Below are 16,242 nucleotides of genomic sequence, written 5' to 3'. Positions count from 1 at the left end.
ATGAGGGATGAGCGGCACAAAGTTGTGTATACCTTCTAGGCTTCATAGCTGCGCACCAGGATCGACGCTCATGCCAGTCGCTCTAGGAAGACTTGCTAGTGAGCAAAGTGTTGCCCAGCTTCATGTAAAACTCTCAAGTTCGAGGTTGAAACTTTTTGCCAAACCCTCTTCGGTCTCTCACAGAACTATAAGCGTATTGAGCGGTCTCAGCCTCATTGCTGTCCAAATGCGCGTGCCTGGCTCTCTTTTTACCCTCTAATATTGCATCTGTGTTGTACAGTAGAGACGTGATCCAGAAAAAGCCCGGCCAGCTTGGATCGGAGATGCATGCATCCAGTTTTCTAAGAGACCTGCCGAAGCCCGGAGCGGGTTCTCACTTGCCCAGGCTCCCATATTCCCAGATGGTAGAAGAGAGCAGAGGAGTGAGATTCGGCAGAAGGAGAAAATTTCTCATTAGATGAATAGTAAAGTGAAAATAATGGAGGGTAGATTCATGACGCATGCAGCAGAAGTATATGCGACACTCGACGACTGGATTGTACATGAGACGATTTCATGCTCACTCGATGCTCGCTCGGACTTCAATGCCGCAGCTGATCAGGTGATCGGCGCATCTGGCGATTCGGTTGCCGTGCTTGGCTTTGGAGAAGCACTTCATGGAGGGAAAGATCTGCTGATCCTGCGCAACAAGCTCTTCCAGCGCCTTGTCGAAGCCCATGGCTACAGCGCCATTGCCATTGAGAGCAGTTTTCCGCAGGGCCAGATCGTCAACGAATACGTGCTTGGTCGCGGTCCGGCCTCCTACGAGGCAGTGCAGGAGGCTGGATTTAGCCACGGTTTCGGCAAGTTTGAGGCAAATCGAGAACTTGTCGAGTGGATGAGGCGCTACAATGCTGATCCAGCGCAGCAGCGGAAACTTCATTTCTATGGGTTCGATAGCCCGACTGATATGGTCGCTGATAGTCCCCGTCAGACACTCCATGTTGCCCTTGATTACCTCAGCTTAGTTGATGAGGCCCTTGCTCAGGAGTATCGAAAGCGCATCGATCCGCTGCTCGGACAAGATGCTGCCTGGGAGAATCCAGCTGCCACGCTCGATCCGACGCAAGCGATAGGGAGATCATCCGAAGCCTCCGCATTGCGGATCGAGACAGAGGAGCTGATTTCGCAGCTGCGCGTGCGCCGTCCCGAACTTGTCGCCAGGAGCGACGAGAGTAGCTATCAGGAAGCCGTCCACTTTGCCGAAATGGCTCGACAACTCCTGAACTTTCATGCAGCCTTAGCGCAAGAGTCCGAGAAACGTCAAGCCATCCTGCTCGGCATCCGGGCCTCCATGATGGCAGACAACCTTGCCTACATCGTCTCCCGTGAACAGGGGTCAGGCAAGGTCCTGGTGTTTGCTCATAACAGCCATCTCAAGCGGGGAAAGGTGCAGTGGCAATTGGGGAGTGAGGAGGTAAACTGGTGGCCCGTTGGATCGCATCTGCACACAATGTACGGTCGCCGCTATGTCGCCATCGGCTCAGCCGTAGTCTCCTCGCCAGTCCACGGGATCGGCCAGCCAGAAGCCGGGACGCTTGAGGAGCGGTTCACGGCAGCTCCCGGGCCGGTGCGGTTTATTCCCACCCATCAAGGGCAAGGGCTGCCGACTGCGGAAATTGCCACACTTCCTCTTCGCTCTGGCAGTACAAACAATAGGAGCTATACGGAATCGCTGGGTCCCCAAAGCTTCACAGATTTCGATTGGTTCGCTACCCTTGATACGACGGCCTATGACAAGGAGGGTTGGCCATACCTCAAAGGCTAAAGCATACATTTCCTTCAGCCTACTTCGGATAAGCTCAATGTAGCCAGGCTCTGGCTTATCGCTAGGCAAGAGTGAACAATCGCATCACTTGCTGCGATGTAACCTTTTCTTCTGCTTGTGCGTGCATTATGGAGAAAAGCGAGAACAAATTTAAGAGGAGGAAAATAGTAATGGCCTTGAAGGGTTCCTGGCGAAATCAGTATGGATCACAGCTTGAGATCACTGACGAGTCAAACGGACGAATAGCAGGATGGTTTAGATCAAAAGTGGATGGTCGCATCAAAGGCCACGAGATTGCTATTGTGGGCGTCCACCAGGAAAACCTTATAAGTTTTGTGCTCAATGGGTCTCCATATACGAAATTCGTAGTTTCGTGGACAGGAATGCTGCGCGAAGGCCGTATTGAGACGCTTTTCACCCTGGTAGCCAGTGAGAGATTGACTGCCGAAGCGGAAGGCGCACCTGCTAGAAACCAACAATTGGGGCCGTGGGAGGCAACAACGGTAGGTGCAGACGTCTTTGAACGCATTTCTTAGCATACAATCAATGCTGTGAAGAGGGGTAAAGGGGCAAAAGCTTGCTGCGCGCAGCCTGATCCATTTTTACCCCTCCTGTGGTTTACCAGTGGACGAGCAGATCACGCACCTCGGTAATATCCCTTTCACCAGACCAGATGCCCTCTATAATCTGGTATGCAGAGCTTGCTTCGTTAAAGTATGTTTCGCTTTGTAAGTGTGTGGCTTTCTCAAGCACAGTTTTCCAGAGAGCGATTGAAAGCTCTTTATCTTTCTTCTCCCGTGGAACTTTCAGCGATGAGAACATTGTTTCGCTAAGCACACCCAGGTAAGTGCGTTCAGCCATTGGAAGCAGCGCGTTGAAATTGCTATTTTTCAAGTCGATGATGCTGCCAAAGATGTTTAATGCCCGGGTTTGATCGCCAAGATAGGCGTAAGAGATAGCCTTATGTCTTAATAGGCGTGCATGACTGTGAACAATGTAGATTGGAACATACTCAGCCTGTTCTGAAAAGAAGGTTTCTTCAGCCCTTTCTAGAGCAAGCTCCATCTCATTTTTGCGCCTATTAAGGGCTTGATACTTGGCAAGGCCTGTATAGGCCCATGACTGAAGCATTGACGCAGGTTTTGGGCCTTGCTTTGCCTCCATCAAATGCTGTGTTTCTTCGGCAATGTGCAACGCTTGCGGGCGGTATTGCAGGGCTGTCCATTCGTAGGCGGCTAGCAATTCTCGCTGAGCCATGATGAGGATAATTTTATTCTGGCTTTTTCTTGCCCAATTCACTGCTTGCTCTGCAAAACTAATAGCGGGTAGAACACCCTGAAGGTGATAACTTACTCTTGATTGGAGTTGAAAGGCTTGCGCAATTAAGGCGGCGGCAGCTTTTTGATATTTAGGAGAATCAGTTATCGATTGTAGAAGAGATAGGTAGGTTGTAATCATTGAGGCTGCGAATTGTATATCCTCATGGTTGCTAATCGCAAGATAACCACAGGCTGTTAAGCCTGCAGCGCAAACATTTACTAATTCTTCGGCTGGCCGCTGGCCTTTGAGAAGCAGGGGGAACATTGCTAAGCGCTGCAAAGCTTTATGCCGCTGTTGTGTTGCCTCAGCGCCTGTATCCATGGGAAACTCCTCTATAGCTTTGCTAAGCGTGTCTTGTACTTGCCAATAAGTGTTATATTCAGCGATTGTAAGGAACATGAGATACATTGACAAATCAGAACGAAGATATTTTGCTGCATTATTTTCAGTATCTTGTACGTTGAAGCTTTTTTCTTCTAATCCTAGATCGTCTGCGCTTACGCCATAGACGTCACAAAGTTTGCGAATGTTGTAGGAATGGGGCGTAACGATGCCCTTCTCCCAACGATGAAGTGATTGAATAGTACATTCAAGCCGTTCGGCAGCCTCTTCCAGGGTCCAATGTCTCTGTTTGCGCGCCTCTGCCAACCTCGTGCGTTCCATATGCCGACCCTCACCATCTCCATCATTTTTGTCTTGACTTTTTCTCTTCGCCTGCCCAGAAGATTACCAGTGAACGAGCAGATTACGTACCTCGCCCACGCGCTTCTCGCCAGGCCAGAGCGCTTGCATAATTTCATAGGCAAGAGAAGCCTCGCTGTAGCGCTGCTCGCTGCGTAAAGCCTGAGCTCCTTGCATGCCCGCTTGCCAGAGATGCAATGTTTTCTCCATATCCTTCTTTGGACTTTTTAGCAAGGTCAGCGTCATTGTATTGATGATCTCGATACGCGTACGTTCTGGGAGCGAGCGTTTTACCGTAAGATCATCTGTATTGACGAGCTGGCTCAACATATTCATTGCTTGAGTATAATTTTTTGCTTGATAGAAGGTGATGCCGGCATTGCGAATAAAAGTGCTCACGGGCGGATCAACATAGATATGACATGCATCATCTCTCACACTTTTCTCGGCAAGAAGAAGGGTTCGGGTGGCGTCAATGTTATTTTTAGTTTGCATGAGTGCCAGTGTGCTATAGACATTGTTATATATGTAATCTGGCATGGAGGATTTATGTTGTAGCATGACTTCTCTGGCGCATAGCATGCTGTTAAGCGCCTCTTTGCTTCGTTGATCGTAATAGTAGGTCCAGGCCAGGCACTTGAGTGCACTGATCTGTAGCAATACATCTTCGGCCTGCTCGCTATAGAGGACAGCTTCCTGGCCATAGGAAGCTGCTATTTTTAAGCCGGTGAAATGCCATCCTAGCACTGATTGGAGCAATCTGCTCTGAGCAACCAGGCTAGCAACATCTTTACGGCGCTGACTTCCAGTATCTAGTATAAGGTCTTTGAGCGGCGCGATATAGGCACTAACGCTATTGAAGGCCAGGGAGATATCAGAGGCATCGCTACTTCTACTTAATTCCCAGCAGGCGGCAATACTGGCCGCACTTTGGGTAAGTATATCGTTGATTTGCCGAGAACGCGGCTGTACGCCTAGAAATGTTACGAATGGTAAAGTTGCCAATCGGCGTAAGGCCTGACGACGGGAAATCAGATTATAGTTCATGTTTTCGTCCTCAGAGATCTTTTTGATGGCATCTTGTACCTCTTGAAATGTGCTATGAGGCATAAAAGCAAGAGCCAGGAGGCGCATGGTAAGGTCCGTAGTAACAAAAGTATTTTCTTGAACTATATTCGTCCCTGACAATAAGGTTTCGCTTTGCAATTTGCCGCTAATAGGGTTATCCAGATCTAGTTCAATTGCTGTCTGACCATAGACGTCACAAAGTTTGCGAATGTTGTAGGGATGGGGCGTAGCGATGCCCTTCTCCCAGCGATGAAGCGATTGAACAGTACATTCAAGCCGTTCTGCAGCTTCTTGCAGAGTCCACCGTTTGTGTTTGCGCGCCTCTGCCAACCTCATGCGTTCCATGAACTGCCCCTTCCATCTTCAGCACATTCTCGTATTTGATATCATCAGTATAACCCGCTCGATTTGCTTTGTCCAGCTTTTATATTTTGTAATATCGCTTGCTTGTAATTATATATAACGATGGAAAGTTTAAAAATACCATAAAACTACAAAAAGACAGCAAGAGACAAAGAAACTACAATAAAATTGCTGGTGTCAGGCCACAGGAGCAACTACACTGAGAGTGTGGTCGCGGCCCTCCTTACCTGTGTGACCGATCTCTTAGCGCCTTTACGCCGCGATCATCATGATGGCAGCGTTTTACTGTCTCCATGGCGCTGCCATCGCCCTTGTTAAGTTTTGCTGGATCGTTTGTTAGCAGGAGTGAACAGAGATGTTGAATGATAGCGTTAGTGAGGTTGCTAGATTACGGCAGCAGATCGAAAACGAGTACGTGGCTGCAGTACAGGGCTTGCACGGTCTATCTATTGCAGCTCAACATAGCTTTATCCGGGCGCGTATGGAGCGCGTGGAGCAGCATTATGAAGCCTTATGTGCCTTTATAGGGGAAGAGCGCGCGATTGATATCGTCATTGAGGTCAATGATGCTGCTGTCAAGCTGCGACAAGGGAGCAGGTCATAATGAAGCCTACCTTCTGTCAGATTTTTCAATGGGGGCATAACGTCTCGCTTCTTGCTCTAGCCCGCGAGAGCAATCGGCATCCCCTGCTTATCTGGGCCTTGCTGCTCGGTCATCCGCTCAGCCTGGATGATGCCTGTATCATTCTTTGCGCCTTTAATGAGTTGGCTAGCAGCGACTATACGCTCAGTCAGCTTGCAATCGCCTTAAGTGAGAAGCGATTATGACCCGCTACCGCGTCAGAGCCGATAAGCGCTTGCTTTATAGAGGCAAGAATGCAGAAAAGGCACGCAGGATCTTTCTCGAAGCTGGTCGGCAGTCTGCATATAGTCAAGCCTTTATTGTCTTGCTAGCCGATGGAAAGCCGCAGGCACGCATCTTACCCAGGCATGGCTTTCCTATATTAAAGCCAGCCTCACAACTTTGCGCAATGCCTTGAGCCTAGCCACCGTGGATGCGTATCTCTTTGTCGCGGGCATAGGCCCAGACCTGGGCGGGATCAGTGATGCCTTGCGCGCGGGCCTCCTGGGTCCAGGCATACATTTCGTACTTATTCTGGAATATCCGGTTGCCACAAAAGATGTTGCGCTTGGCAAATGGCGGCGGCGTTGTTGCCATGCGATCCGGGGTTATTGCTGGAAAAGAATTATTTCCAGACCAGGGAGTGGATAATTGATAGTAGGAATCGTTTACCCAGTCTGAGCACGGCACGTCATAGCGCTCACAGAGAAATTCGACGGATGCAGCGCAGAAAGCTGCCCAGCGCCGGGTATACTCTGTTTCTTTCTGCGGCCTGACCAGCGGGTCATTAACGAGAGCTGCGCGCCTGTCTTTGGCATAGCCGTACCAGGCATGGCTAAAGCTACCAAGGCCAGTCCAGGGGTCCTCACCGGCGCAGATCTGTTGATAGGCCCAGGTCATTGTCTCTAAAGGTCGGCCCAGGTGGGAGAGGTTTTGCGTCCATTCCTCATACACTTGGACCATAAGCTGAATTGTTTCAGCAGATAGCTTCATACTACTCCTTTCTCTCTATCCAGTGTACTCACGTATCCAAATCGAGAGATGCCTTGTCTCGGCGAGCAGTAATGTTATGGTCCGACTGGTTTGAGATTTGCCTATAGAATAAAAATCTAAGCTGAATGTGGACGGAATTAGTCCACATTCGCTAGTTTTGACCCTTCTTTTCCTGCGCAAAAGCAATTGCCACAGAAAAAGAGAGGCTATTCGTATCCTCGAAGGGAGAAAAGATGCTTGCGTTAACCGTGGCAGATAGAAATGGCCTGGATTGGGCACAAGAGCAGGTAGTAGAGCATCACTATCTACATACACCAGTTGACGTGCGATGTAGCCCAGTAGCTCTGCTGGTGACGCTCTTCAATGAGCGGGTAGGCTGCCTGATCTTTGGGCGTCCGGAGACGACAAAAGTGAATGGCTGGTATGGATCGCTAGAAGATGTGCGAATGGGAAAATGCCGATTGAGCAGGTGGGAGATTCTCAATCTTGCACGGGTATGGCTTGATCCCTCACTCCAATCCAAAGGGAAGTGGTATCACCCGCAAGATTTGATAGGCCCGAGCATTCTCCCTGGTTTTTATGATAGGAAACTGCACTGGCATTCCTCTGTGGCCAGCTTTCTCATTGGTCAGGCCATAGACTTGATCGTGTTTCACTATCTGATTTGTAAGCCTCCTGTGTGGATGGATGAACCATACCAGATTCGTGAAATCCTAAGCTATTGTGATTCACATAGGCACAAAGGAACTCTCTACCGAGCATCAGGTTTTACCTTGGTACGAAGAAATAGCCGTGGGATAGAGACGTATGCGCGACCCGTTCGCAATCTTACTCCTCGCGAGCAAACTTTCATCGCGCTTCGTTCACAATATGATCCTCGTTGCTGGTAAATAAACTGAAGGGCTGACCGATTTTGCAAGGATGGATGGAGACGCCTTGCTATCTGGAAAAGCCGCTCGCCACCTCCAGGCCCATCAGAGAAAGTTGTCAATAAACCGATTCCTCAAATTCTCCGTCTCTTCCTCCCCATGTGTAAATTTGCACACTTCGTGGAGGAATTTCGCTCATTGCGTGGGAGGTTCGGTCTCTTTGACGCAGCGATCCACTGCTCCGTTGGCCCACGAAGCGTGCAAATTTACAGGTAAAGTGGACCCGCTCGCTGATCTTCGTCAGAATACCATGTTTACGAAGATAGGCTGCCCTCAGCGCCATTTCGCCAAACCAGTAAGGGGTCGAGGAAACAGACTCCGAAGTGCTCTGGATGATTACTGATCCATCGGCGATACTATTCATATGTACCTCGCTTTCAGGAAAGTGTTTGGTTCTTCCTTCTCAAAGAGGCACATTTTCTGCTAGCTCGCTACTTTTTAACCATGTCCTCACTGCTGCTGTGGCCATACGTCAGGGACCGTAGCCGCCAGCCACTTTACCAACCTCGTGTTCACCTCAACCGGCTTCTCTTGTGCCAGCCAATGGCCTGAGCGAATCGTCTCTTCTGTGAGGTTGCGACAGTAGGTGCGCATAGGCTCAGCCAAGCGCGAATGCGTGCACTCGCACACGTAGTCATACCGAGCATTCAGGAATAAGACGGGCATATCGAGGTAGCCGCCATTCTGTGCTGTCATAGCATACTCAGCGTTGACGCCATGATTCAGGTACCAGGAAGATGGCCCAGCAAATCCGTTGCGTTCCAGCGCGGAGACATAGATGCTCAGGTCTTCCTCGTTCACCACGTCGTCGTCTCGTGGCAGGTCGGGAATCGCACTCGTCCCAAAGACGCGGGCCGTCGCAGTACGAGCTGGCTTCCCCTCCCCAGCGGGATCCCCTTTGCGAAACAGTAGCTTCAGAAATTGGGAGACGTTCGCATCCATAGGCGCGATCGCCTCAGCAAAACTCTCTTCATAATAGCGCATATAATCCCACTGACCAGCAGGAAACGCGTTTTCGGGATACACCTCACGATCGACCAGGGCCAGCAGCTGGTCCAGTCCTCGTTCCATCGTGTAGTAGGGCACACAGAAACTGGCGACGGCATGACAGCGATCGGGATGATGACTGGCCAGGTTCCACACGACCGCGCTTCCCCAGTCATGACCGACCCACACAGCCTTCTCTCTGCCCAGAGCATCCACGAGCTCAAGCATGTCACGGACGATGTGTTCCTGAGCATAATCACTGGGCTGGGTGTACATGGAGGAACGCCCATACCCACGCATGTCGGGCGCGATGGCACGAAACCCCAGCGCCGCCAATGCGGGAAGTTGATGCCGCCAGCTCATGGATAGTTCAGGCCAGCCATGGACGAAGATGACGAGCGGGCCATTTTCCGGCCCTGCCGCCAGATAGAAAGTTGTATGTCTCTCGGTCTTGACAGTATGTTCGCTAATGGGCATATCAGGCCTCCTTAGGCAATGTTCAAATGACGTTCCGTCCCACATGAGAGACAGAATGCTTCTCTCCACAGATCAGACACATGCATCGCTTGCTCTGCCATCCTATCCTCATCTATTTCTATGCTAGTGAGCTTCTTGCAGGCTGACAAGGAAAATCTTGCGGTTTTGTATGGAGTTCTTGACGTCTCGTCGAATTGCCCACAGGTTGCGTAACGAGAGGCACGATTCCATGAACTGATTCTGAGCCTGCCTTTGGCGCGTAACCATTTTCCTGTCTTGGAATGACACTCAAGAAATTGCGAGCAAGCTGGCAGTGCCAGTGAGGTAGTCTGTGGAGGCTGCCCACATCATTCAGTCTGCTTACCGCGTATCTCGTTGCGCATCTCGTGGGCTATTCGGGAACGACCATAACCTCTTCCCGCTGAACGCTCTCCTCCATTGACGCCTCGCCCACGTTGCCGCGCCTGCTCAAACGGGTGCTCAAAGCGAAGAGCAGCAGGGCCAGCAGAATACAGGCAGCGCCTATCCAACCAAGTTGTGAGACGACAACAGCCCGTAGCGCCAGGCCGCCCAACGCAGCACCTCCGGCGATACCCAGGTAGAAGGTGGAGTTATTGAGCGCCAGAATCACATTTGTATGCTTGGGTGCCAGTTGCAGCAAACGATGTTGCTGTGGCGTGAAGAGCATTGGTATGACAGACCCCATACGAAAAGCGTGACGAACGCTCCTATCATCGAATGCGTGGTTAGCATCAATAAGGGTTCGAGGACCAGCACCGCGACAAGAAAGAAGAAAATCGGACGCGTTGAGCCAATACGGTCAATGACAACTCCACAGATCCAGTTACCCAGCATCGGCCCCAGACCAAAGATGAGCAGGAAAAGGCTCACGTCAGTAATGTTCAGATTGTGCTGAAGCAGCAGCGCCACGTAGGTATAGACAATATAGATGCCCAGATTCCAGAGCAGCGCAGGCAACAAGGCCAGCACCAGGCGCGGCTCTTTCATCAGCTCAACTCATTGTAATAGTTTTTGTTGTATCGGCGCGCACACAAAATATCCTCCTTCTTAGTGGAGCCAAAATACTATTGCTCCGCCTATTGATCTTTGCTGGAAAGGATTTGCAAGGTGTGATCTTGTCATTGTAGTGCCGCCGTAGCAGCATAGGTGTCGCGCAAGACATCGGCAATGGTCACACGTGCCAGTTCCAGTTCCAGCGTGTTCTGGATGTTGGCATACACATCCTCAAGCACGGAACCGATGCTGCAACCAATGTCGCAGCGTGGATTTGGCGGCGTATGGTGCATTGCAAAGAGCGAACCTGGTTCGACTGCACGATAGACATCAAGGAGAGTGATCTCCTCTGGCTGACGTGCAAGTTTCCAGCCAGCATTGCTGCCGCGCTGAACATTGACCAGATGGTGCTTCTCCAGCATGCTCAGCAGCCCACGCAGAATAACCGGGTTGGCTTTGACACTCGCCGCAATGCGCTCTGATGTTGTGAAGTTGTCTCTATATTTAGGTGCCGCAATCAAAGTAAGTGCATGCGTGGCTAAGGTTAAACGACTATTGGCGCTCATCGATGTCTTCTCGCTTCCGCAGATGCTCTCTCCATCCATCCTCATCTGCACTGAGCTGTAACAAACATTGTTACAACCACTGTCATAACTATACTTACAATGAGAGAGATTGTCAAGGGGTTTATCCTACAATAACCTGTAAATCCCACAAGCTGTAAATTTACACATGGGGAGGAAGAGACGGAGAATTTGAGGAATCGGTTTATTGACAACTTTCTCTGATGGGCCTGGAGGTGGCGAGCGGCTTTTCCAGATAGCAAGGCGTCTCCATCCATCCTTGCAAAATCGGTCAGCCCTTCAGTTTATTTACCAGTTGCCAGAAGCTGCGAAGGTCAAGGAACATCACCTCTTATCAGCAGCTTTCATGGGTATGAGCAAAAAAGAAACGAGAAGGAAGAAGATGGCAGTTTTCCATTGTAGCGGTGCTGCCGAACCTTTAGCAGCCTCTTTGCCTTCGACCTGCGCCGCTCGGGCAATTTTACCCGTGATGAGCATCGTGTCTCACTCCCCAAGAAATGAGTACCAGAGGCTTGCAACGATCAGAAAGTTGCTCCCTGGCACGCCTCAGCAAAACGCGCAAATCGTAAAAGTGGGGGAATACTTCCTCATTTCCCTCCACACGATATTGAGGATTGACCGTAAATTTGCGCATTCGATACCCAAGTTTGCATGAGAGGACCAAAGCGAGGAGAAACCCATGCTCGGTCTTACGCTTTTTCTCCCAGGACCGTCACCAGATGCCACATCCCGCAGAAAGTTTCAGAGCACCATTGGGCGTGCATCTGCTCAGAAAGGATCTCCAGCTCTTCTTGCGTCGCCACCCCTGTCTTGAGTAAGAAAGGTGGAAGCATGCTGAAGAGAACTTGAGCATTGCGATAGAAATCCTGCCAGGCTTCACAGTCGGCAGAAAATTCGAGGGTATGCGCCTGGCAATGCACCTGGCGATAGCCGCTTTGGCGCATCATGCGAGGTAACATTGTCGTCAAGCCCAGGGTGTATCCATTGGTGGAGAAGGCGTAGCCAGCCCGCCAGAAGGCCTGGTAGAGCATCACCGTCAAGCGTTCATGTGCAGCGCTCGTCGTAATGCCTGCCATGTCCACTGGCTCAGTAAGGCGCAGGAGACCGCCAGGCTTGAGAACGCGGGTGCATTCGTCAAGCAAGGGCTGCCAGGACTGCCGGAGCAAGGCGGGACCCAGGAAACGTGCATTCACCAGATCGAAGGAGGCCTGGGAGAAAGCAAGTGGCTCGGTAATATTCATCACAGCAAAGGTGGCATTGGAGAGTTGCTGCGTGCGAGCACGCACGCGGGCAAAATCAATCATTGCATTACTGATATCCACACCAGTAACCGCGCTTTCAGGATGGGCACGAGCCACATCCAGGACCCAGCTTCCAGGCCCACAAGCCAGATCCAGCACGTGCGCTTCTTCTGGCCAATCAGAGACTCCAGAAAGTGGGCCTCCCATGGCTCTGGTTGTCACACGGTCCAGGTTTAGTAATCGCGTCATCTCTCCCTGGCTTTCTGGATCGGCGATATAGGTATGCTGGCCGTGCTCGTGCTTCTCCATGTGGTTTCTCGCCTTTCTTGGTGCTGCATGAGAGAACAAAACAACCTTTTCTGCATTCTTCTCCCCAGTATAGCGAAGGCGTCCCCGCTCTGCAAGTATCCAGGAAGAGCAGGGAGCCCCACGCGCTCTTTTCACTGGATGGCGCAAACTCACGTCCCATCTTCAGGCATCAATGGTACAGGGAAAGGATTTGCAAGCTACCGTTTGATAGGAGATCCTAAAACGCGCACGAGTAAGCGTACTATTCTGCTCCCTGATGTGCTTTTGGAGCATCGTACGAAGCAAAAAGAAGCGCGTTTGAAAGCTGGGCAGGCATGGCAGAATCTGGATTTTGTTTTTTGTTCTCGGCATGGCAAGCAACTCTGGCCTGATAATGTCCGGTCGCGTTTTTATCGGATGCTTCAGCGGGCTGGATTGCCACGAATGCGCTTTCATGATTTGAGGCATAGCCCCGCAACACTCATGCGCAGTATGGGCGTGGATCTCAAAGTAATTCAGGAGATTTTAGGTCATAGCACCATGGATATGACGTTCAATGTCTATTCCCATACCCTCCCACTGATGCAAAAAGACGCTGCGGAGAAGATGAAAAAGTTGTTTGACTCGCCTTCCTGAACTTTGGTTACTGTCAAATAAACTGTCAATAAGCCATTTCGCTGGAAAGCCTTTATGCTAAAACGGCTTATTGGGCTGTTGGAGAAGTACAAAAAACTAAGCTGAATGTGGACCGATTTCGTCCACATTCATTGCTATACTGGGTTTATCCAGCTAGCCGAGAGCGTCTTGATTAAGGTGATCATAGTAACCAAACAAAGAGAGAAAGAAAGGAAATCACGCTATGAAACCAAGAATTACCATAATTACGCTGGGTGTAGATGACCTGGAAAAGTCGCTTGCCTTCTACCGCGATGGTCTCGGTCTCTCAACTCAAGGAATTGTGGGAGAAGAGTTTGAGCATGGCGCTGTGGCCTTTTTTGATCTGCAGTCTGGCTTGAAGCTTGCCATTTGGGATCGAAATGACATTGCGCATGACACAGCCATCGCGAAAACTGTTCATAGCCCTACCGAGTTCACGCTTGGGCATAATGTGAATAGTAAAGAAGAAGTTGATCTGGTGATGGAACAAGCAAGAAGGGCAGGGGCAAAGATAATCAAATCTGCCCAGGAAACATTTTGGGGTGGATACTCTGGATACTTTCAAGATCCCGACGATCATCTGTGGGAAGTCCTCTGGAGTCCCCAGTTTTTGCCCGAATAAATGACGATGATCATCATGTAGCTGGTTTCTGCTCTCGTCGCTGTTTAGGCTGCTGACGACTATGAACGCGAGTGAGCCTGCCGACTGAAGGAAGAAGCAGGTCAGGAGAAAGGAAATATATATGTTTCAGGGTTTACGCACGGTTGTCTATGGTGTGAACGATATCGAGAAGGCCCGAGCCTGGTATAGCGAAGTGCTCGGCATCCAGCCATACTTTGACCAGCCATTTTATGTAGGCTTTAATGTTGGTGGCTTTGAGCTGGGATTGGACCCGGACACCAAGCCGGGCGCTGCTGGTCCACAGGCCTATTGGGGCGTGGCCGATGCCGATGCCGCCTATCAGCGCCTCATCGCGTTGGGGGCACAGGAAAGCGAAGCCATACACGATGTGGGAGGCGATATTCGGCTTGGTACGGTTATCGATCCCTTTGGCAATGCCCTCAGCATTATTGCCAATCCTCACTTCTCTTTTCAGGAAGGCAATGCTTGAGCTTGCTACCTTGAATTGAGAAGCCCAGTTTCATAGCTTTGTGCAGGAGAGATTTGTCATGGCCGAGTTGCTCAAACAAGAAACGCTCAAAGAGTTTCGTAGTATTCCAGGCGTAGGTGCCTCCATTGCAGAGGATTTGTGGGCACTGGGCCTGCGTTCCGTCGCTGATCTGCGCGGCCAGGATCCTGAGAGACTGTATGAGGCGCTATGTCTCCAGCAGGGTACATATATTGATCGCTGCATGCTCTATGTCTTTCGCTGCGCAGTTTATTATGCCTCGCATGAAATACGCGAACCACATCTACTGAAATGGTGGAACTGGAAAGATAGCAAGTAACCAGTTCTTGAAAATTTCGGATCGACCATAAAAAAAGCTTGACCCTCACCCATACGTGAGGGTTTATTATTTTTGTGACGCAGTGTACATAAGGGATAATATATAAGCCGGAGACGAAACGTATATGCATCAGACAAGGGTAGAGAGGAAGAGGAAGATGTACAGCGTCGGAGCCTTATCAAAGGCCACCAATATTACTATTCGCACCTTGCACTATTACGATGAGCTAGGGCTGCTCAAACCCTCAAGAGTAACGGAAGCCGGATATCGCTATTATGCCGATGAAGCTATTATGCAGCTTCACCAGATCACAGCCTTGAAAAAACTTGGCTTTACGCTGGCCCAGATCAAGAAGATCCTGGCCGAAGAAGAGAGCCAGAGCAAGGAGGAGCGTTGGAAGCACTCTTTGCACCTGCAATTGCAAGCTATCGAGGAAGAGAAGCAGCGCCTCGATCATCTTGAGCAACTGCTCTATATAACCTTGAATGCAATTGAAATGACTGGTGAGATCAAACCTGATGATATCTTCATGTTTATCAAGGCGCTGAGGACAGATACGCGAACGAGGCAAGAATTTTTTGCCCGGCATTTTAGCGAAGATGAGACAAGGATCATTACTAACTTGCCGAATCTTGCCACTAATGATCCACGGGTAAAAGTCTGGGCCAAATTGCTGCGCGAGATTCGTGAGCATTTGCACGAGCCGCCGGATTCTCCAGTAGCGCAAGAGCTGGCGCGGCGCGTCATCGAGTGTAGCGAGGAATTTTTCCAGGGCAATGAGGAGCTCACTAATAAATATTGGTCGCTCATCAGGCCCGAGCAGGGCGAGTCAGCTCGTGTCTTTGGCCTCGACAGAGAGACCATGGATTATATTGATCAGATCGTTGACTGGTATCTGGCCCACTATGAAGAGCCATCACCGGAGCAATAAGCAAAATTAATAGGAGCAACCGCGATGTTTGAGCTAGATTAAGTAGCGATACCTGTAAGATAAGTTAAAGATGTTTAGTGATATAGATGATACTCTAATGTACCAGTAATGAAAAGGATATAAGAGGTGTATAGATGAAGAAAAAGTTGGCCTGGCCCTTTGTGATAATCGGCGGTGCGCTGGAGATTGTCTGGGCCAGTGGTTTTAAATATGAGGCAATTCCGCCAATTGTTGTCTTAGTGGCTTTACTCGTCAGCTTTGATCTGTTTGTGCGCGCGTGCAAAGTTATTCCAGTGGGCACAGCCTATGCAGTCTTTGTTGGCATGGGAACGATAGGGACAACCATCGTTGAGGGCTTGTTTTCGGCGCAGAGCTTCAATTTAGTGAAGGTGCCAATAATTCTCTTTTTATTGCTCTGTCTTGTCGGGCTCAAGCTTACTAGCGGGGAGGGTGCACATTAATGGAATGGAGCGAATTAATCATTGCTGGACTGCTGGAAATCGTTGGCGTGATAGGTGTCAAGAAGGTTGCCGAGAAAGATAACTTTATAAATAATGTAATCCTGATTGCTGGCTTTCTTACAAGCTTTTTCTTCCTCTCAAGAGCCATAGCGGTAATTCCGTTGTCCACAGCCTACGCGGTCTGGACGGGGATTGGCACCGTTGGAGCAGCTATCGTAGGCATGCTCTTCTTTAGAGAAGCTAAAAGCTGGATAAGGCTGCTGTGTATCATGGGCGTTATCGGTGCCGTGGTCAGCCTGAAACTAGTTGGGTGATCTTGTTGTAATAAAGGCTGCTCAAGGATCTGCTACAGCAGCGGCGAACCTTGAGA

Annotated in this window: 23 protein-coding genes; 13 read left to right on the top strand and 10 right to left on the bottom strand. The window is 50.1% G+C overall.

Annotated features, from left to right (window positions below; all coding sequences use genetic code 11):
* Window positions 1-493 precede the first annotated feature (493 nt).
* Together EPA93_RS04575 and EPA93_RS04570 are read left to right on the top strand one after the other, a co-directional pair.
* A complete protein-coding gene (locus EPA93_RS04575; RefSeq protein WP_129885909.1) occupies window positions 494-1,807 on the top strand; it encodes an erythromycin esterase family protein in 1,314 nt (437 codons plus the stop codon).
* A 170-nt stretch (window positions 1,808-1,977) separates the two neighbouring features.
* A complete protein-coding gene (locus tag EPA93_RS04570; protein ID WP_165422870.1) occupies window positions 1,978-2,343 on the top strand; it encodes an avidin/streptavidin family protein in 366 nt (121 codons plus the stop codon).
* Between the two features lie 82 nt (window positions 2,344-2,425).
* Here the strand turns inward: EPA93_RS04570 and EPA93_RS04565 are convergent, their stop codons facing one another.
* Window positions 2,426-3,790 (bottom strand): helix-turn-helix domain-containing protein, encoded by a 1,365-nt coding sequence (locus EPA93_RS04565; protein ID WP_129885907.1) that lies wholly within the window; start codon window positions 3,788-3,790, stop codon window positions 2,426-2,428.
* A gap of 63 nt (window positions 3,791-3,853) precedes the next feature.
* Window positions 3,854-5,221 carry a helix-turn-helix domain-containing protein gene (locus EPA93_RS04560; RefSeq protein WP_129885906.1) on the bottom strand — a complete coding sequence of 456 codons (1,368 nt, stop codon included), beginning with the start codon at window positions 5,219-5,221 and terminating at the stop codon, window positions 3,854-3,856.
* Between the two features lie 373 nt (window positions 5,222-5,594).
* On the opposite strand from EPA93_RS04560, the gene EPA93_RS04555 reads away from it, so the two are divergent.
* From EPA93_RS04555 to EPA93_RS04545, 3 genes are read left to right on the top strand one after another with little or no spacing between them, the layout of a single operon-like run.
* Window positions 5,595-5,843, top strand: a complete 249-nt coding sequence (locus EPA93_RS04555; RefSeq protein ID WP_242527318.1) for a hypothetical protein — start codon at window positions 5,595-5,597, stop codon at window positions 5,841-5,843.
* Window positions 5,843-6,067 carry a hypothetical protein gene (locus EPA93_RS04550; RefSeq protein ID WP_129885905.1) on the top strand — a complete coding sequence of 75 codons (225 nt, stop codon included), beginning with the start codon at window positions 5,843-5,845 and terminating at the stop codon, window positions 6,065-6,067. Before EPA93_RS04555 ends, EPA93_RS04550 begins: the two co-directional genes overlap by 1 nt.
* Window positions 6,064-6,279, top strand: coding sequence for a hypothetical protein (locus EPA93_RS04545; RefSeq protein WP_129885904.1), 216 nt, complete (start codon window positions 6,064-6,066; stop codon window positions 6,277-6,279). The genes EPA93_RS04550 and EPA93_RS04545 overlap by 4 nt, the downstream gene beginning before the upstream one ends.
* A 2-nt stretch (window positions 6,280-6,281) precedes the next feature.
* Here the strand turns inward: EPA93_RS04545 and EPA93_RS04540 are convergent, their stop codons facing one another.
* A complete protein-coding gene (locus tag EPA93_RS04540; RefSeq protein ID WP_242527317.1) occupies window positions 6,282-6,854 on the bottom strand; it encodes a hypothetical protein in 573 nt (190 codons plus the stop codon).
* 233 nt (window positions 6,855-7,087) lie between these two features.
* Between EPA93_RS04540 and EPA93_RS04535 the strand changes: the two genes are divergently transcribed.
* Complete coding sequence (locus EPA93_RS04535) at window positions 7,088-7,744, top strand: hypothetical protein (protein ID WP_129885903.1); 657 nt, start codon at window positions 7,088-7,090, stop codon at window positions 7,742-7,744.
* A gap of 97 nt (window positions 7,745-7,841) precedes the next feature.
* Here EPA93_RS04535 and EPA93_RS04530 read toward each other — a convergent pair whose 3' ends face one another.
* The 7 genes from EPA93_RS04530 to EPA93_RS04505 all read right to left on the bottom strand — a co-directional run bounded on the left by EPA93_RS04530 (window position 7,842) and on the right by EPA93_RS04505 (window position 12,395).
* On the bottom strand, window positions 7,842-8,147 hold the full coding sequence (locus tag EPA93_RS04530; RefSeq protein WP_129885902.1) for a hypothetical protein: 306 nt from the start codon (window positions 8,145-8,147) through the stop codon (window positions 7,842-7,844).
* An 86-nt stretch (window positions 8,148-8,233) separates the two neighbouring features.
* Window positions 8,234-9,247, bottom strand: a complete 1,014-nt coding sequence (locus EPA93_RS04525) for an alpha/beta fold hydrolase (protein ID WP_129885901.1) — start codon at window positions 9,245-9,247, stop codon at window positions 8,234-8,236.
* Between the two features lie 391 nt (window positions 9,248-9,638).
* Complete coding sequence (locus EPA93_RS04520; protein ID WP_129885900.1) at window positions 9,639-9,878, bottom strand: hypothetical protein; 240 nt, start codon at window positions 9,876-9,878, stop codon at window positions 9,639-9,641.
* Complete coding sequence (locus tag EPA93_RS04515; RefSeq protein ID WP_129885899.1) at window positions 9,875-10,255, bottom strand: MFS transporter; 381 nt, start codon at window positions 10,253-10,255, stop codon at window positions 9,875-9,877. Before EPA93_RS04515 ends, EPA93_RS04520 begins: the two co-directional genes overlap by 4 nt.
* 131 nt (window positions 10,256-10,386) lie before the next feature.
* Window positions 10,387-10,827, bottom strand: a complete 441-nt coding sequence (locus EPA93_RS04510; protein ID WP_129885898.1) for an Rrf2 family transcriptional regulator — start codon at window positions 10,825-10,827, stop codon at window positions 10,387-10,389.
* Window positions 10,828-11,169: 342 nt separating this feature from the next.
* Entirely contained in the window at window positions 11,170-11,322 is a 153-nt protein-coding gene (locus EPA93_RS48210) for a hypothetical protein (RefSeq protein WP_165422869.1), read from the bottom strand.
* Window positions 11,323-11,534: 212 nt separating this feature from the next.
* Window positions 11,535-12,395, bottom strand: a complete 861-nt coding sequence (locus tag EPA93_RS04505) for a class I SAM-dependent methyltransferase (protein WP_129885897.1) — start codon at window positions 12,393-12,395, stop codon at window positions 11,535-11,537.
* 204 nt (window positions 12,396-12,599) lie between these two features.
* On the opposite strand from EPA93_RS04505, the gene EPA93_RS48205 reads away from it, so the two are divergent.
* The 7 genes from EPA93_RS48205 to EPA93_RS04470 all read left to right on the top strand — a co-directional run bounded on the left by EPA93_RS48205 (window position 12,600) and on the right by EPA93_RS04470 (window position 16,186).
* The gene (locus tag EPA93_RS48205; protein ID WP_165422868.1) at window positions 12,600-13,010 is read left to right on the top strand and encodes a site-specific integrase; all 411 of its coding nucleotides are present in this window, start codon (window positions 12,600-12,602) and stop codon (window positions 13,008-13,010) included.
* Window positions 13,011-13,233: 223 nt separating this feature from the next.
* A complete protein-coding gene (locus tag EPA93_RS04495) occupies window positions 13,234-13,653 on the top strand; it encodes a VOC family protein (protein WP_129885895.1) in 420 nt (139 codons plus the stop codon).
* 121 nt (window positions 13,654-13,774) lie between these two features.
* A complete protein-coding gene (locus EPA93_RS04490) occupies window positions 13,775-14,143 on the top strand; it encodes a VOC family protein (protein ID WP_129885894.1) in 369 nt (122 codons plus the stop codon).
* 58 nt (window positions 14,144-14,201) lie between these two features.
* The gene (locus tag EPA93_RS04485) at window positions 14,202-14,480 is read left to right on the top strand and encodes a helix-hairpin-helix domain-containing protein (RefSeq protein WP_129885893.1); all 279 of its coding nucleotides are present in this window, start codon (window positions 14,202-14,204) and stop codon (window positions 14,478-14,480) included.
* 157 nt (window positions 14,481-14,637) lie between these two features.
* Window positions 14,638-15,411: a MerR family transcriptional regulator gene (locus tag EPA93_RS04480; RefSeq protein ID WP_129885892.1), complete on the top strand. Its 774-nt coding sequence runs from the start codon at window positions 14,638-14,640 to the stop codon at window positions 15,409-15,411.
* Between the two features lie 134 nt (window positions 15,412-15,545).
* Window positions 15,546-15,872 carry a DMT family transporter gene (locus tag EPA93_RS04475; RefSeq protein WP_129885891.1) on the top strand — a complete coding sequence of 109 codons (327 nt, stop codon included), beginning with the start codon at window positions 15,546-15,548 and terminating at the stop codon, window positions 15,870-15,872.
* Window positions 15,872-16,186, top strand: a complete 315-nt coding sequence (locus EPA93_RS04470; protein WP_129885890.1) for a DMT family transporter — start codon at window positions 15,872-15,874, stop codon at window positions 16,184-16,186. The genes EPA93_RS04475 and EPA93_RS04470 overlap by 1 nt, the downstream gene beginning before the upstream one ends.
* Window positions 16,187-16,242: the final 56 nt, after the last annotated feature.

The sequence above is a fragment of the Ktedonosporobacter rubrisoli genome (assembly GCF_004208415.1).
Taxonomy (GTDB): domain Bacteria; phylum Chloroflexota; class Ktedonobacteria; order Ktedonobacterales; family Ktedonobacteraceae; genus Ktedonosporobacter; species Ktedonosporobacter rubrisoli.
This window is presented reverse-complemented; position numbering and strand designations above follow the sequence as displayed.

Excerpts from the sequence above, each read along its gene's own strand:
- EPA93_RS04475 (WP_129885891.1), top strand. The coding sequence starts at position 15,546 with ATGAAGAAAAAGTTGGCCTGGCCCTTTGTGATAATCGGCGGTGCGCTG.
- EPA93_RS04470 (WP_129885890.1), top strand. The coding sequence starts at position 15,872 with ATGGAATGGAGCGAATTAATCATTGCTGGACTGCTGGAAATCGTTGGC.
- EPA93_RS04510 (WP_129885898.1), bottom strand. The coding sequence starts at position 10,827 with ATGAGCGCCAATAGTCGTTTAACCTTAGCCACGCATGCACTTACTTTG.
- EPA93_RS04505 (WP_129885897.1), bottom strand. The coding sequence starts at position 12,395 with ATGGAGAAGCACGAGCACGGCCAGCATACCTATATCGCCGATCCAGAA.
- EPA93_RS04535 (WP_129885903.1), top strand. The coding sequence starts at position 7,088 with ATGCTTGCGTTAACCGTGGCAGATAGAAATGGCCTGGATTGGGCACAA.
- EPA93_RS04555 (WP_242527318.1), top strand. The coding sequence starts at position 5,595 with ATGTTGAATGATAGCGTTAGTGAGGTTGCTAGATTACGGCAGCAGATC.
- EPA93_RS04480 (WP_129885892.1), top strand. The coding sequence starts at position 14,638 with ATGTACAGCGTCGGAGCCTTATCAAAGGCCACCAATATTACTATTCGC.
- EPA93_RS04575 (WP_129885909.1), top strand. The coding sequence starts at position 494 with ATGACGCATGCAGCAGAAGTATATGCGACACTCGACGACTGGATTGTA.
- EPA93_RS04560 (WP_129885906.1), bottom strand. The coding sequence starts at position 5,221 with ATGGAACGCATGAGGTTGGCAGAGGCGCGCAAACACAAACGGTGGACT.
- EPA93_RS04570 (WP_165422870.1), top strand. The coding sequence starts at position 1,978 with ATGGCCTTGAAGGGTTCCTGGCGAAATCAGTATGGATCACAGCTTGAG.
- EPA93_RS04525 (WP_129885901.1), bottom strand. The coding sequence starts at position 9,247 with ATGCCCATTAGCGAACATACTGTCAAGACCGAGAGACATACAACTTTC.
- EPA93_RS04495 (WP_129885895.1), top strand. The coding sequence starts at position 13,234 with ATGAAACCAAGAATTACCATAATTACGCTGGGTGTAGATGACCTGGAA.
- EPA93_RS04515 (WP_129885899.1), bottom strand. The coding sequence starts at position 10,255 with ATGAAAGAGCCGCGCCTGGTGCTGGCCTTGTTGCCTGCGCTGCTCTGG.
- EPA93_RS48210 (WP_165422869.1), bottom strand. The coding sequence starts at position 11,322 with ATGCTCATCACGGGTAAAATTGCCCGAGCGGCGCAGGTCGAAGGCAAA.
- EPA93_RS04545 (WP_129885904.1), top strand. The coding sequence starts at position 6,064 with ATGACCCGCTACCGCGTCAGAGCCGATAAGCGCTTGCTTTATAGAGGC.
- EPA93_RS04485 (WP_129885893.1), top strand. The coding sequence starts at position 14,202 with ATGGCCGAGTTGCTCAAACAAGAAACGCTCAAAGAGTTTCGTAGTATT.
- EPA93_RS04540 (WP_242527317.1), bottom strand. The coding sequence starts at position 6,854 with ATGAAGCTATCTGCTGAAACAATTCAGCTTATGGTCCAAGTGTATGAG.
- EPA93_RS04565 (WP_129885907.1), bottom strand. The coding sequence starts at position 3,790 with ATGGAACGCACGAGGTTGGCAGAGGCGCGCAAACAGAGACATTGGACC.
- EPA93_RS04550 (WP_129885905.1), top strand. The coding sequence starts at position 5,843 with ATGAAGCCTACCTTCTGTCAGATTTTTCAATGGGGGCATAACGTCTCG.
- EPA93_RS04490 (WP_129885894.1), top strand. The coding sequence starts at position 13,775 with ATGTTTCAGGGTTTACGCACGGTTGTCTATGGTGTGAACGATATCGAG.
- EPA93_RS04530 (WP_129885902.1), bottom strand. The coding sequence starts at position 8,147 with ATGAATAGTATCGCCGATGGATCAGTAATCATCCAGAGCACTTCGGAG.